Source organism: Alkalihalobacillus bogoriensis ATCC BAA-922, assembly GCF_000621445.1.
Lineage (GTDB): Bacteria > Bacillota > Bacilli > Bacillales > Bacillaceae_F > Bacillus_AO > Bacillus_AO bogoriense.
In genome coordinates this window covers 324013-340041 of the sequence record NZ_KK211278.1, presented here as the reverse complement: position 1 = coordinate 340041, position 16029 = coordinate 324013, and the positions used below count along the sequence as shown (strand labels likewise).

Genomic DNA, 16029 nt, shown 5'->3' with positions numbered 1-16029 from the left:
TTCTATCTTTAAGAGTAGGAAGCAGACCATTTACTAAAAAATGTTTTTAAAAAGGCAAAAAACAATTCTTCTGTCGGAAGTAGCTTTCGATCTTTTGCAGTAATAATACCAACTGTTCGAGGAACAACGGGGTCAACAATCGGAATCTTCACTGTTGCTCTAGGAAAATTCTCTAACACCGTACTATCAGGTAGTACAGAAATGCCTAGTCCTGCAGAAACTAAGCCTTTCAAAGCGTCGACATCATCCCCTTCGAATGCCACATTCGGATTAAACCCTTGTTCTCGACAAGCCGACGTAATCATTTCTCTTAATTTCATCTTTTCAGGTAAAAGAATAAAAGATTCTCCTTTTAATTGTTTCAATTTTAAGACAGGTTCTCTCGCTAAATGATGATTAATAGGAACTAAAGCAACCATTTTTTCCGTAAATAACACATGACCATATAGTCGTTCGTCATGCTCTGGAACTGGTCCTAAAATAGCCATATTATAGTCACCATCTAATACAAGGTCGATTAATTCATGATAGGTAGCTTGCTTTAATTGAAACTTCGCTTCAGGATACTGCTCTCGGAAAGCGGAAATAGCTGTTGGAATAATGTAAGCTGCTAAACTAATCGGAAAAGATACTCGGATTGTTCCACGACTAGGGTCTAGTTGCTCTTTAACTTCTCTTGTTGCATTATCTAACATTTTCATCGCTTGAATTGTTCTATCTAAGAACATTCTACCAATTGGAGTGAGGCGTACCTTTCTCCCCTGTCGAATGAATAAACTTACACCAAGCTCAGCTTCTAAATTACTAATTTGCCTACTCACTGCAGATTGAGCGACATGCAATACGTCTGCAGCTTCTGTCATATGCTCACGTTTAGCCACCTCAATAAAATATTTCAATTGTCTAATTTCCAAACGGTTCCCTCTATTCTTATCTAATTTCGATATTAATATTATCGTTTATTTATATTGATTAGATTAATCACTAATTATAAAATACAGCTAAATCATTGTTTTTGCAATTGCTACTATAATGTGTCTTTCATAGTTTCGCTCATACATCAACGCGTTAACAAAATACTGAATATTCATAATATTTCGTTCTAAATTTGAAAGGAGTATATTCAATATGACAGAAAAAGAAACAAAAGAATGGAAAAACTGGCAAAGGAAAGTGCTATACGAGGAATATGTGAAACCTGAGCTATCCGAAATCTTATTAGAGAAAAAAATCGCCGCTGTCAATAAAAAGTACAATCCAAAATTAAGACATTAAAATGGGGTACCCCCCCATTTTTTTGTTTTATTACAAGGACACAAAAAAATAACAATCTCTTTTTTTCATATAAACACCTTGTCCTGTCTTACTAATATCATTTTGGCATTAGAATCATCTATTTTTTGTATTGTTGTAGATTAGCTGTAAATAATAAAATACAAAATAACAAATTATTTAAACAATTTTAAGAATATTCATAGATTATTCATAAAAATACATTCAAGGAGGAAACTATGCCAACGCTAGATATAAAAAAAGAGAATCAGCAAGAAACAGGAGCAAATCAATACGTACAGTTTATTTTCGAGGAGGTACAAAAAAGAAATCCGAATGAGCCAGAATTTCATCAAGCTGTAAAAGAAGTACTCCATTCACTCATTCCAGTAATCGAAAAAAACCCTACGTACATGAAACTAGGGATTCTTGAAAGAATTGTTGAACCTGAACGCTTGATTTCATTTCGAGTGCCGTGGGTAGATGATTCAGGTCAAGTAAAAGTTAACCGAGGTTTTCGCGTTCAATACAATAGCGCAATCGGACCATATAAAGGTGGTTTACGTTTTCACCCTTCAGTAAATGCAAGTATTATAAAGTTTTTAGGATTTGAGCAAATCTTTAAAAATGCCTTAACAGGACAACCAATCGGTGGCGGTAAAGGTGGATCAGATTTTGATCCGAAAGGAAAATCTGACGGAGAAATTATGCGTTTCACGCAAAGTTTCATGAGTGAGCTTAGCAAATATATTGGCCCTGATGTAGATGTTCCTGCTGGTGATATCGGTGTTGGCGCAAGAGAAATTGGCTATTTATTTGGTCAATATAAAAAATATCGTGGTGGCTTTGAAGCAGGTGTACTAACAGGCAAAGGAATTGGTTATGGCGGGAGCTTGGCTCGAAAAGAAGCGACCGGTTATGGTACCGTTTATTTCGTAAACGAGATGTTGAAAGATCAAGACTTAACCTTCTCTGGAAAAACTGTTGTTGTTTCAGGTTCTGGAAATGTATCCATCTATGCAATTGAGAAAGCGACACAATTAGGAGCAACCGTTGTTGCTTGTAGTGACTCTAGTGGTTATATTTACGATAGAGATGGAATTGACCTTTCTTTAGTCAAACAACTTAAAGAAGTTGAGCACGAACGAATCTCAGAATATGCAAATCGAAAGCCAAGCGCAGAATTTTTCGAAGGTTGCCAAGGAATTTGGTCGATTCCATGTGACATCGCTCTTCCTTGTGCGACTCAAAATGAAATTGATGAAATTTCAGCAAAAATCCTTGTTGCAAATGGGGTGAAAGCGATTGGCGAAGGTGCAAATATGCCTTCTACGCTTGAAGCGATCGATGTGTTCCAAGAAAACAATATTTTGTTCGGACCTGCCAAAGCAGCCAATGCAGGAGGAGTTTCCGTATCCGCACTCGAAATGGCGCAAAATAGCGCAAGACTTTCATGGTCATTTGAGGAAGTCGATCAAAAATTAGAAGAAATTATGAAAACCATTTATAAAGAGTGTGTCACTGCAGCAAACGAATACAACGCCCCTAATAATCTTGTTGTAGGAGCTAACATCGCAGGTTTTGTCAAAGTAGCCGATGCTATGCTTGCACAAGGTGTTATATAATCGAAGAACCCCCCACTTCAAAGTGGGGTTCTTTATTAATTAGACAGTCACTCAATCATGTTACAGACATTTGTTCCGTTATTACAAGAAAATCAAGCAGGTTTTCATTTTTTCGGACACCTGTTCCGTAATTTGACCAAAGCGAGAGCGCAAAACACCTATTTTTCTAATGTACCGGAACAGATGTCCATTAGCCATTGAAAAACAAAACTTTTTACTAAAATAGCGGAACAAATGTCCGAAAGAACATCCATTCAACCGATGCACCACGTACAAGTGCAAGCTTTCATTATTTTGACGAGTATACACCCCAACTATCAATCTTACGAAGGAGCGGAGATTGTTCGATCCAGTGTGAAAAGGAAACTTTTTCAGCCAAAAGGGTTAATGTAAAAAATAATAAGATCACATACCATTGATATTGAATTGGTGCGTATGAAACAGTTAATACCGCTAGAATTGCCCCAAGTGCGGTTGCTCCATTATCCCCTAGCATCGCAACTTTATGACCTTCGAGCACATAATGGACAAAAAAATAAGTTAATAAGTACAAATAAAAAGTAAATGGCATCGCCGCAAAGACCCCGACAAAAAATAAACTATAAACGAAGGTTATTTTCCACACGCGAAGCGGCCTAGTATCAAATAAATTCATAATATGTGGCGTAAGAATCAGAATAATCCCTGTCCTCACCCATTCCTCTAGACTTTGTGGTTGTAATGTGAGCAAATAAACGAAGGCTAAACTCACCGTCCCCCCGACTTTGAGTAACCCTGTGCTCACTTTTCCCTGTCGGATAAAATGAAGAAAATGTCCTTTTAATCCTTTTGTTTTTTTCGCACCAAATATATCATCAATAAGTCCGATAAACCACACTCCAAAAATATAAATAACACTCATCGTGGTTAATACGGTCGTTTCCCTTTGAAAAGCAAGGAGAAAGCCGAGCAAACAAAAAACAACTAATACCCCTAAACTATATGGGATTTTTTTGTGTTCATAATTAAAAGTAAACCAACCACATTGCAAAAAAAGAATCGCACTTGCATACGCAATTATCGGCAATAATAAAATTAGGGCACCAGTCATTCTAACCCTCTCCATACGGACTTTTCTAACTCTAACCACTGCTTGCCACGATGAAGAAATCCAGCGAGATTTTTTCCTGTTGCCCGATGAGTAATAAATGTATCGACTTCAATGACTGTTGCACCTGCTTCTAATAAATCCAGAAGCATTGCAGTTTCTATACCGTATCCTTGATATTGATTTTTCATTAACGTTGCTAACCATTTTTTTCGAAATGCGCGCTGGCCAGAAAGTGGTGCGCTAATCCAATGACCCGTCTTTTTATAAATCAATCGTTTTGCTCGCTCTTTAACAAATCCTAACCCTCTCACCTTTTGTTGTGGTAATCGTCCGATGACGACATCAATAAAGTCCGACTCAAACGGTTCAATTAATGGTTGTGCCTCTTTGACCGATTCACCTAAATCCGCATCTAAACAAACAATAATGTCACCACTTGCTTGCTCCCAGCCGATTTGTAGCGCCTCACCTTTTCCTCTGTTTCGTTCCAATTGAATGGCGATATTACTTAAATTCGCACAAAGTTCTCCTGTTGCATCCGTACTTCCATCGTTTACAGTAATAATTTCGTGAACCCACGATTGTTTTCTTAATGTTAATAATGTCTCTTCAATGATATCCGCTTCGTTATAAGCTGGTACGACAACACTAATTTTCATCATGAATTGTCTCTCCTTTTAATTTTAGTAACGAAAGATAAAATTGAAAAATATCCGGATGCTCATCAGGGACAGTATCGAGCACTAAATGTGGAAATTCATATTCGGTAACTTCATGCCCAATAGAAACTACAATTCCTTCTTGAGCAAATAGTGATTCTAACGGTTCTAACTGCAAAGGCTCTACCCCAATTTGCTGAAATAATTGCTGGAGATGACGATCATCCTTTTCTTCTGATGCCACATAAACTGGAATCGCTTGTAGTTGCTCTCCGATAAAGGTCAACCAATGTTCACGTTCATAGTGTAGCATTTGGTTTTCTGCTTTAATTTTCGATACATACGCGTTTTCTTGTTCTGACAACCACTCTTTATCTAATAAAAGACCAAATACAAATCCAGCAGTAAAAATAAAAGCAATGAGGATAAAAGATTTAAAATGGAGTTTAGTCATGTTACTTAACCTCCTATCCAATAAAAAAGTATCGAAAGCAATGCAAAAAATTTAGACGATTGTGTAGCAATGGCAAGAACACTTGCCGTTACTGCGATGGAACTCACTTGGGGTGTAAACCAAGCCGAAGAATGGTCAAGTAATTGATGTATTCCTTTAAGGTCAACAATTTTATGACCTGCATTCATCCGAACGAGTAGACTTGATCCCATTCCAGGACGACCTTTCTCTAAATAATCGGTCATCGATGTATGGCTTCCAACGATAAAAATGAGCTTTGCTTTTGCCCAATAAGAATACATAATCGCAATATCTTCACTTGTCCCGATAAAATCTATCGTCTCAGCTTGTAAACCTAATTTTTCAATTCTTTCCTTTCCAGGAGATTGTCCATTTTTATAACTATGGGCAATCAAAGTTGCACCCGATTTTAACGCCGCTTCACTGACTGAATCCATATCACCAATAATGAAATCAGGTCTAAGCCCGATATTGACTAAGCCATCTGCACCACCATCAACAGCGATAATGACGACTTTTTTTTGTTTAATCCATCTTTTCGCTACCTTTAAATCAGCTTCATACTCTTGGCCTCTTGTTACGATTAATACTTCTTGTCCGTTTATTTTTTGTAAACAAGTAGGTATTTGAGGTTCAACTAAAAATTCATTTAATTCTTTTTCTCCATATTCAAAGGAGTTAGCTGCAAAACTTTTAAATGTCGATGGGAAATTGGCCTGTGCTTTTTCGATGATTTTTCCACATCGTTCGAATGTATACCGAAATAAGGATGCGATAAACACCCATCGATTTTCTTTCCAAACAAAAAGCTTCTCGTCCCTAATTTTAACTTTCATCCCATGAAGGCACTCATTGTCCATCTCCATTACGACAACGTCATAAACAGGGATATTCGCTTGAAGTAATTGAATAACGCCTTGGTGTACATAATCGCCACTCATGGATGACTCAAAATTTAAAATCGCTTTTACTTGCTTTTGTTTTAACCCGTCTACAGCAACCGAATCAATATCACGATGATGTAAAATCGCCACTTTTCTTTTCGGAAGTGTTTTCAGTAGCTCTTTCGTTCGCTTATGCTCATACGCGGTTTCAGCAATAAAAACGTCCAAAGTCCTCAAACTCCCTCTTCCAATTGTTCTTACGTTAGTATGAGCATTCTTCAAAAATAGATTCCTGAAAAAGCAAATTATGAGAAATGACATAAAGAAAAACGCGGGAGCTTCTTTTCTTTCAAGCGAAGTGGAGAGCCTTGACCGCTTTTTGACAAAAACAACCAACACATCCCATGTCTCATTTTTGCGGTCAGAGCAGCCATTATTTGTGAACATGATACGGGTTTCCGTTTTTTAGCGGCCACAGGAGCGCTTATTCACGCAAAAGCCACTCTATTCCTAACGATATATTATGATTAACGGCTCCTGTGTCCTCCAACGTTCCAAAACGCTAGCAATGTTCACAGGTAACGGTTTTCATGGCCGCTTACTTCCTATAAACAACAAAATCTCTACGCGTGAAACGCGCAGGAGCGTAGTTTAAACAAAAAGGCCAAATCTATGATTTGGCCCCTTTGATTAACTAATATGAACAGCCTGTTTACCTACTTGAAGCTGATACATTTGATAATACTTCCCTTTTCCTTTCAAGAGTTCCTCATGATTGCCACGCTCAATAATTTCACCGTGGTCTAAGACGAGGATTTGGTCAGCATGCTTAATCGTCGATAACCGATGGGCAATGATGAAAGTTGTTCTTCCTTCTTTCACAACATCTAATGCATGTTGAATCATCGCTTCGGTTTCTGAATCAATATTAGCGGTCGCTTCATCTAATACTAAAATCGCTGGGTTAAATGCAAGCGCACGTGCAAACGAAATTAATTGACGTTGTCCCGCCGATAAGGTACTGCCTTTTTCAATCACTGTCTCGTCATAACCGTTTGGTAAGTTTAACACAAATTCTTCGGCACCGACATCTCGGATCGCCTGTTCTATTTTTTCTCTTGTTATCAATGGATCATGTAAACTCACATTTGTAGCAATTGTCCCGGAAAACAAAAACGGCTCTTGCAAAACGATAGCCATATGCTTCCGAATTTGTTGACGTGGCATTTTTTGTATATCCATTCCATCAATGAGAATCGAACCTTTTTGATAATCATAAAAACGGAAAAGTAAATTAATTATCGAACTTTTTCCTGAGCCAGTATGACCAACTAATGCAATGGTTTCGCCTTGTTTTGCATCAAAAGATAATTGCTTTAGTACATCATTTTTCCCATTATAAGAAAATGAAACATTTCGAAAAGATACTTCCCCTTTATACCGTGGAATTAGCTGCTCATTAACATCTTCTCCTATTTCATCCATTAACTCAAATACTCGAATCGATGCGACTCTCGCTTGTTCGAGTTGCGCAAGTTGGTTTACCACATCAGTAACCGGCTGGAACATTCGACCTATATAGTCGACAAACGCATAAAGCATTCCAATGGAAATCATCGTTGTTGCATCAAGTGACATTCCACCAAAATACCAAATTAATAACACAAGCGTGAGATTTCGAAGCACAGAGACAAGATTATGCGAAGTGAGCGAGTTTAAGCTTAATAATTTGTTTTGGTACGTGAAATGTTCATGATTTAAAGCTTCAAATTCATCAGATGTTTTTTCCTTGCGACGAAACGCTTGAATAATCGGCATTCCTTGAATTGATTCATTAATCATACCGTTCATATCACTTAATCTAGATCGAATTAAATGATTGTATTTTGCTGCATATTTTCGATATAACACGATCCAAATCAATAAAATCGGGATAACTAGTAATGTAATAAGCGCAAGTTGTACATCTAATAAAAATAAAGCGATGTAAATCCCAATTAAATAAATGGCGCTCGTAAAAAAGGTCGCTAATACTTTTACATATAATTCGCGAATCGCTTCGGTATCATTTGTAATTCTCGATACGATTTTCCCCGCTGGCCGGCTATCAAAATATCGAATCGGCAACCGTTGAATTTGTTGAAACACATCTGTACGCATTTTTTGGATAATCCGATTGGCTGCTGATTGTAACAAGACCGATTTCCCATATTGAAACAAAGCCGCAAACAACAGCAGCCCTAAATATAAAGCCAATAAAAAGACGATTGGTTTAATTTCCGGCTGATAAAACGCCCAAACTTCAGCAGCAGATAGTTGCTCCACCTCATATTCGACTTTTTGTTCCCCTAGCGTAATCGTTAATAAGGAACCATCTAGAGAGCGTTGACCGTCAAATAATACAGGTTCATCTACAAAGTAAAAGAAACGACCAATTTGTAGTATTCGCACTTCACGGTCAACAGCGATTCCTTCTGCATATTGTTCTCGAACAAATGATTCACCTCGGTACGAAACGACATTTTCATTTTCTTCTGTCGTCGCATACCACGTTGCTTCAATACCAAGAATATGATCATCAATAATCTTTTTGGCGATAAAGGGGCCACTTAATTCTGCTGCTACTGCTACTGAGAGAAGGAGAAGTGCGATCAGAATGGTCTTTTTAAACGTTAATGCGTATGCAACTAATCGTTTTCCAGTTGTTTGATTTTTCATCCTATCCCACCTCACCATACGAATCCGCTTGCTGACGTTCACATTGCTCTTTATACCAGCCGTGTAAGGTAAGCAATTGTTCGTGTGTTCCTTCTTCAATGATCTGTCCATTTTCCATTACAATAATCCAATCCGCATGTTGAACTGCTGATATGCGGTGAGCAGAAATGAACGTTGTCTTCCCTTTTCTCTCGTGACGAATATTTTCAATAATTTTTGCTTCAGTTTTTCCATCCACAGCTGACATCGCATCATCTAACATTAAAATTTCTGGATCTTTTAATAGCGCTCGTGCAATCGAAATTCTTTGCTTTTGACCACCTGATAATGCAACTCCTTTTTCTCCGACTAACGTTTCTAACCCTTCTGGCAATAACGTTAAATCTGTATCAAAAGCTGCTGAAGCTAATACATTATTAATTTCTTCTGTTGAGACATTTGATTTTCCAAACTCTAAATTTTCACGAATAGAGCGGGAAAATAATATTTGCTCCTGTGGTACATAACCAATCCACCGTTGAAGTGTATCTAGCGTGATATTTTCAATAGGAACACCTGAAATAGAAATTCTCCCTGCACCTACTGGGTACTCTCGTAATAACTGCTTCAATATCGTTGTTTTACCACTCCCTGTTTTCCCAACAATCCCTATCGTTTGACCCTGTTTAACCGTAAAGGAAACATTTTTTAAATTCAATGTTGCAGACATCGGATATTGGAAACTTACATTGTCATAAATAATGGATGTGGGTACATCCAAATCGGCAGAATCCTCTTTATCAAACACATCCGGTTTGTAACTTAATGTTGTATTGACCCGGTCTAACGAGGCATTTCCACGTTGCATGACATTAATTAACTCACCAACAGCAAACATTGGCCAAATCAACATCCCTAAATAAACATTAAAGGAAACAAGTTGCCCAAGCGTAATTTCATTTTGGAATACTAAATACGCCCCAAACCCTAAACCAATAACATAGCTAATTCCGACTAAAATCTTGATAGTTGGTTCAAACAATGAATCGGTTCTAGCTACCGACATATTTTTTTCAAAGACATCGTCAGTCATCATTTGAAACCGTTGTTGATCCGCTTTTTCTTGAACGTAGGCTCGATTCACACGAACGCCAGCAATTGACTCTAAAACGTTGTCATTCATATCCCCAAACGAATCTTGTGCAGCTAAAAATTGCTTATGAATGACTTTTCCATAATAATTAATTGCAATGGCCATAATCGGCATTGGTAATAGTGCCGCAAGTGTTAATTTCCAACTTATAAAAAATCCCATGACTCCAATGATAACCATCATAAAAATACTGGCGTCAATTAAAGTCAGAATTCCGAAACCTGCAGTCATTGAAATGGCTTTTAAATCATTTGTAGCGCGTGCCATTAAATCACCAGTTCGATTTTTTTCATAAAACGTCGGTGTCATTGACAACAAGTGTTTCATAAATTTGAACCGCATTAGCCTCTCTAATAAAAATGCACCACCAAATAACTGATACATCCAAAAATAAGTTAACACATAGCTTACAACAATAATCGTTCCGTAAAATAAAATCAATTGCAGTAAACTTTCTGTTGTTAACGTCCCAAATTGAATTTCATCGATAGCCATCCCAACTAACCATGGTGGGATCACATCTAAGAAACTTACAATAATTAATAAACTGATTGCTACGGTATACCGTAACCAATATTTTTTAAAAAACCAAGCTAATTTACCTAAAACTGAAAACATCTATTCTCCCCCAATCTTAATTAACCGCCTTCAATCTCTCCTAAACCAATCATACGAATTCTTTCATTTCCATTCATCTTCATTACCTCCTTATATTTTTGTATATTAAAGGGTCAAAAAAAACCCAGTAATAACAATCCACCATTTTATGAAAAAGGAAAACGACGAAACAAAAAAAGACGACAGAGCGTAAACACGCAATGTCGCCACTTTATTCTACAAAAAGGGTTCATTAGCGTAGATCACAAGGCGTGACCTACTTTGATTAACGAGTTCTCGTTTAAACGGTCACAAAATGAGCATATGAAATTTGAGTTTGGTGTGTTTTAGTGTGAATTCTCATTTTGTTTCCCTCCGTTTCCTAATAATGGTTTCTTTACTTATTATATACCTGTTCAATAATCTGTCAATTGTTTTTTATAAAACCCATTGACGAATCGCTTTTGCCACTCCGTCTTCAGTGTTTTTGTCAGTAACCCAGTCTGCCGCTTCTTTAACTTTATCTTGAGCATTTCCCATTGCAATCCCTAAGCCTGCCGCCTGAATCATCGCTAAATCATTCAAGCTATCTCCCATTGCAATAACGTCTTCCATCGTGATTCCTTCTTTTTCACAAACTTTGGCTAAGGCAACAGCTTTATTGATTCCGACAGCATTCACTTCAATATTCGTAGGACTAGAGTTACTAAGTTCCAGTTCCTCATTTGCTGATAGTATACTGAAGATTTCTTCTCTTGCCTTGTCATCTTCAATATCAAAACCATATTTTAACCATTGTTCAGCATCTGGTATCTCTGGAAATTCATCTCGCCACACTTTATCTTTTGTTACCGCCCACATTTTTGTTTTATATGTATTCGTTAAGTCCCACATTGTTTTAATATGCTTATAGTGTAATGGGTTCCGTTCAAGCAATGTTCCTTCGGTATGCCAAATTTCACTCCCATTGACAGTGACTAAATACGATGATAATTCAAGTTGTCTCGCAATATCCTCACAAGTTCGAATAGAACGCCCTGTACTTAATACAACGATTACTCCTTTTTCTCTCGCAGCTTTAATCGCCTTTTTATTTGCCTCTGGTACCTCATGCTTGTCATTTAATAATGTTCCATCAATATCTAACGCGATAAGTTTCCATTGTTTCGTTTCTCTCTCTTGTTTCATCTCCATCTCCTCCTACATTTTTTAAACGCATTTCCCTCTATCTTACAACAGTTTGAAAAGAACAGAGCTTTCACTCTGTTCTTCTCTATTATAACTTGAATTGTTGAATTAATGAATTCAGTTTCGTTGCCTCTCCTTCAAGGGCTTTCGCACTATTTCCTACTTCTTCCATCGAGCTTGTTGATTGTTCTGTCGTTGCTGATACTTCTTCAATACCAGCTGCTGCCTCCTCAGACACAGTAGCAATTGTATCTACTGCATTATTCATCCTTTGCGTATCATCTAACACATCAAATAATGAATTTGTCATTTCATCTACTTTTGTTACTGCTCTTGAAATTGTATTTGTCAATTTTCCAAACGTTTCTCCGGTTGTTTCAATTTGTGTCGTTCCTTCTGTTACAAACTCATAGCCACTTTCAAGTGAGCCAACGACTTGCTTCGATTCCGTTTGGATGCTGCCAACAATATTTGTAATATCACTAATGGAATGACTCACTTGTTCTGCTAGTTTTCGAACTTCGTCTGCCACAACAGCAAACCCTTTGCCATGTTCTCCGGCTCTTGCGGCTTCGATAGCGGCATTAAGAGCTAATAAGTTCGTTTGCTCGGCGATAGATTGAATCACATTAACTAACTCTGTTATTTGCGTTGTTTTATTGTCTAACCCTTTGACCATATTTAAAGACTGTTTCATCGTTTCATTAATTTCAGTCATTTTCTTAACCGATTCCACCATGTAGTGACCGCCTTCTTCGGTTAATTTCAACATGATTTCTGATTCGGCTTTAATTTCAGTACCTGTATTATTTACTAAGAAAATGGTCTCACCAAATTGCTTCATTCTCTCGCTTAACGCGACCGTGCTGTTTGCTTGTTCTTCGCCACCTTTTGCTAATTCCTCCATCGTAATTGCAATTTGTCTACTTCCTACTGTTACTTCATCTGCATATTGAACTAACTCTTCACTTTGTGCAGTAACATTTCCTGATACAGTTGATATTTGCGTTACGATGTTTCGGAGGCTACCATTCATTTTATTAACAGATTCGGTTAATCGACCAATTTCATCATTAGATGGGACGATAAGATCTTCATCTGGCAACACTCCACTCGCGATTAGATTCATTCTTTCTTCAACTTGAACGATTGGTTTCGTAAGGCGATTCGCTATAATTACAGCGATAAGTATACCGACCACGACAACAGCAAGCGCTAAGATAATGGCGACAATCTTTGTTAAGTTCACCTGAACCAATAATTCATTTCCATCTGCCTGTATTTGTTTTTCACGTTGTTCTGCTAAGTGATGAAAACCATGCATTAATTCAATCGCTAATGGCTCTGCTTTAACACGTAATACCTCTGCAGATGTTTCAATATTAGTGTACGTAAACACTTCACTTTCAATTATCTCTTGCCACTGCACACTTTTCTCGATTAATTCCACCATGTCAGCAGGAGGATTTGTTGCAAGAACAGTTGCTTCGATGGCCTTGCTTTCTTCTGTATACATTGCAAATACATCTTGATATGATTTGTCACCGTATAAAACATAAGCTCGAGATACAGCAACTCGTTCAGCGATATTATATGCTAACTTTTCTTCTGAAATTAATAGTGGCAGCTCTTTTCCTAATATACGATCAACTGAACGGTCGATCAACGTTATCCCTAATAAGCTGTTAATGGCCAGCACACATGTTAATAAAATTACAATAGAAAAACTAATGATTAATTTCAATCGAATGCTTTTCATTTTCATTTCTCCTTCACTTTTACAAATAAGAAATCTTACCTAGTACTATAGTCTATACCTCATTATAGCACGCCTTTAAAACTTTTGCATATAAAATAATTATCACAAAAAAACATCACCTTTTACTCTATGTAAGTTACATACGAGTAAAAAATGATGTCCTTCTTTATGCTTTTACTTATCTCGTTCCTCTCAAGAAACTTTATGTTCAATGCGAAGCTTATCAGCTACCATCGCAATAAATTCTGAATTTGTTGGTTTTGCTTTTGAATGGCTGACTGTGTATCCAAATAACGATGAAATTGAATCAATATTTCCACGACTCCACGCCACTTCAATGGCATGACGAATCGCACGTTCTACACGACTTGATGTTGTGTTGAACTTTTTCGCGATGTCTGGATATAACACCTTAGTGATTGATCCAAGTAATTCAATATCATTGTAGACCATTGTGATGGCTTCCCTTAAATACATATACCCTTTTATATGAGCTGGTACACCTATTTCATGGATAATGTTCGTAATACTTGCATCAAGGTTAAACTCTTGTACCTCTGGTTTAAACGATTGGACAGAAACTGTTTTTTGAATGAAAGACGTTGTTTTTTGACCACTTACTTCTCTAATCTTTGTAATCAATGTTTCCATATCAAACGGCTTTAAAATATAATACGATGCTCCCAGGTCAACTGCCTTTTTCGTCACATCTTCTTGACCAAATGCTGTTAACATAATAATATTTGTTTTTTGCTTTAAACCTGTTTGGTTTACCTTTTCAAGAACAGCTAAGCCATCTAAATGAGGCATGATAATATCTAATATTAAAACGTCTGGTTGTTTTTCTTCAACAAGGCGTAAGCACTCCTGGCCGTTAAAGGCAATTCCAACAACCTCCATATCATCTTGAGCCGTAATATACTCATTTAATAAATTTACTAATTCTCTGTTATCATCTGCTATACATACTCTAACCTTTTGCACGCGATGTCCTCCTCAAACTTCTTTATATTTTGTCTGTCCTACATTTTCGACAAACACTTTTCAGTTCCTTTTATTTTTTCAAAAAAAATAAAATTTTTCTTGTTTTTTATTATGTAAATGCGATATAATATTAATTTCGACTTTCTTCGATCTCCAAAAGGAAGATACTGGAGCGTTTGTCGAATTTCTTTTAGCTGTTTTTATCATACCACTTTTTAATAAATATTTCTTTATTTTTTTATAATATGAAAAAAAGACGAGTAATTAACTCGCCTTTGCCTTTCCGTAAATATCTATCCCTGCTTCTTCTAACATCCATTCAATATGACAACCATACCCACTCGTAGGGTCATTTACGAAAACATGTGTAACTGCTCCGACAACTTTTCCATCTTGAATAATCGGACTTCCACTCATTCCTTGTACAATTCCACCTGTTGCCTCTAATAATTTTGGGTCGGTCACTTTAATGACAAGCCCTTTTGTTGCTGGAAATTTCTGTGGTACACTACTGACGATTTCAATGTCAAATTCTTTTACATCTTCACCTTCAACAACAGTCAAAATTTTAGCAGGGCCTTCTTTTACTTGACTAGAGACGGCAATCGGCATCTCTTTATCCATAATATTATTTTTTAATTTATTTGTTGTAAGTTCTCCAAATATCCCAAAAGAACTATTTTTACTAATATTCCCTAGAACTTGTCGCTCATCTGAAAAACTCGCCAATTTCTCTCCAGGATCCCCATTACTTCCTTTTTCAATGGAGGTTACTGATGATCGAATAATTTGTCCATCATGTACAACGATAGGTTTTTGAGTATCAACATCTGAAATAACATGTCCTAACGCACCATATTTTTTTGATTTCGGATCGTAGAAAGTTAAAGTACCAACACCAGCTGCAGAATCGCGAATGTATAACCCTAAACGATACGAATCCTCATCTTTTGCTTTTAAAGGTATTAGCTCTTTTTGTAACACTTTGTCTTCTCTTTTTACTTCAATTTGAAGAGCCTTTCCTTTTTCACCTGCGTCTTGAACAAAACTAGAGACTTGATTCATCTTATCAATTGATTCCCCATTGATTTTTGTAATCATATCTCCAACTTTGATTCCGGCAATTTCACCTGGTGACTGTTCACCATCTTCGGTTTCGACTAGATGGTGTCCCACCACTAGCACACCGTCTGTATTTAATTTCACACCGATGGATTGCCCGCCTGGAATAACTTTAATTTCAGGTAACACATTGACATTCACTTTCTTAACTGGAAAGTTGCCAACTTCCATTGTCACAGTATCATCACCTTGATTCTCAGCTGTCACTGTAGCAATTTGCCCATCATTTTTTTCCTCATCAGCGGTCATATTAAATACAACGATATCCTCTTGCTCGCTTTTTGCAGTTACTTGTGAGTGAGATGATTCAAACAAAACCATTTCTTGTCCTTCTGTAAGAACGATGTTTGTTGGAATGCTTAACCACTCTTGTACAGGCTTATTAAAGCCTAAGCTGATTACAAAAACAAGGAGAATCACACCAATCGCTTTTCTCATTTTGTCTGTATTCAATCATTTCACTCTCCTCGCCTCTGGCCCACACCTCCAATTTCACTGTACTACTAATGTTGCCTTGTTTTAGG

General features: G+C 37.0%; 13 protein-coding genes. 2 read left to right on the top strand and 11 right to left on the bottom strand.

Features of this window, described 5'->3' with window-relative positions:
- Positions 1-8 precede the first annotated feature (8 nt).
- Positions 9-914, bottom strand: coding sequence for a glutamate biosynthesis transcriptional regulator GltC (gene gltC / locus T323_RS0120370; protein WP_026674935.1), 906 nt, complete (start codon positions 912-914; stop codon positions 9-11).
- A 214-nt stretch (positions 915-1128) separates the two neighbouring features.
- On the opposite strand from gltC, the gene T323_RS28965 reads away from it, so the two are divergent.
- Complete coding sequence (locus T323_RS28965) at positions 1129-1275, top strand: hypothetical protein (protein ID WP_156942489.1); 147 nt, start codon at positions 1129-1131, stop codon at positions 1273-1275.
- A gap of 236 nt (positions 1276-1511) precedes the next feature.
- Complete coding sequence (gdhA, locus tag T323_RS0120360) at positions 1512-2897, top strand: NADP-specific glutamate dehydrogenase (protein WP_026674934.1); 1386 nt, start codon at positions 1512-1514, stop codon at positions 2895-2897.
- Positions 2898-3186: 289 nt separating this feature from the next.
- On the opposite strand, the gene T323_RS0120355 is transcribed toward gdhA, so the two are convergent.
- From T323_RS0120355 to spoIVB, 10 genes are all read right to left on the bottom strand, one after another.
- On the bottom strand, positions 3187-3987 hold the full coding sequence (locus T323_RS0120355; protein ID WP_026674933.1) for a hypothetical protein: 801 nt from the start codon (positions 3985-3987) through the stop codon (positions 3187-3189).
- Positions 3984-4649, bottom strand: a complete 666-nt coding sequence (locus tag T323_RS0120350; protein WP_026674932.1) for a glycosyltransferase family 2 protein — start codon at positions 4647-4649, stop codon at positions 3984-3986. The genes T323_RS0120355 and T323_RS0120350 overlap by 4 nt, the downstream gene beginning before the upstream one ends.
- On the bottom strand, positions 4636-5100 hold the full coding sequence (locus T323_RS0120345) for a hypothetical protein (protein ID WP_026674931.1): 465 nt from the start codon (positions 5098-5100) through the stop codon (positions 4636-4638). Before T323_RS0120345 ends, T323_RS0120350 begins: the two co-directional genes overlap by 14 nt.
- Positions 5101-5105: 5 nt before the next feature.
- Positions 5106-6233 (bottom strand): putative cytokinetic ring protein SteA, encoded by a 1128-nt coding sequence (gene steA, locus T323_RS27245; protein WP_051556638.1) that lies wholly within the window; start codon positions 6231-6233, stop codon positions 5106-5108.
- 462 nt (positions 6234-6695) lie between these two features.
- Entirely contained in the window at positions 6696-8723 is a 2028-nt protein-coding gene (locus T323_RS0120335; RefSeq protein WP_035179384.1) for an ABC transporter ATP-binding protein, read from the bottom strand.
- Position 8724: 1 nt separating this feature from the next.
- Positions 8725-10473, bottom strand: a complete 1749-nt coding sequence (locus T323_RS0120330) for an ABC transporter ATP-binding protein (protein ID WP_026674929.1) — start codon at positions 10471-10473, stop codon at positions 8725-8727.
- A 417-nt stretch (positions 10474-10890) separates the two neighbouring features.
- On the bottom strand, positions 10891-11640 hold the full coding sequence (locus tag T323_RS0120325) for a Cof-type HAD-IIB family hydrolase (RefSeq protein WP_026674928.1): 750 nt from the start codon (positions 11638-11640) through the stop codon (positions 10891-10893).
- Positions 11641-11728: 88 nt separating this feature from the next.
- Positions 11729-13399 carry a methyl-accepting chemotaxis protein gene (locus T323_RS0120320; protein WP_026674927.1) on the bottom strand — a complete coding sequence of 557 codons (1671 nt, stop codon included), beginning with the start codon at positions 13397-13399 and terminating at the stop codon, positions 11729-11731.
- A 192-nt stretch (positions 13400-13591) separates the two neighbouring features.
- Entirely contained in the window at positions 13592-14383 is a 792-nt protein-coding gene (gene spo0A, locus T323_RS0120315; RefSeq protein WP_026674926.1) for a sporulation transcription factor Spo0A, read from the bottom strand.
- 264 nt (positions 14384-14647) lie between these two features.
- Complete coding sequence (gene spoIVB, locus T323_RS0120310; protein ID WP_026674925.1) at positions 14648-15958, bottom strand: SpoIVB peptidase; 1311 nt, start codon at positions 15956-15958, stop codon at positions 14648-14650.
- Between the last annotated feature and the right edge of the window lie 71 nt (positions 15959-16029).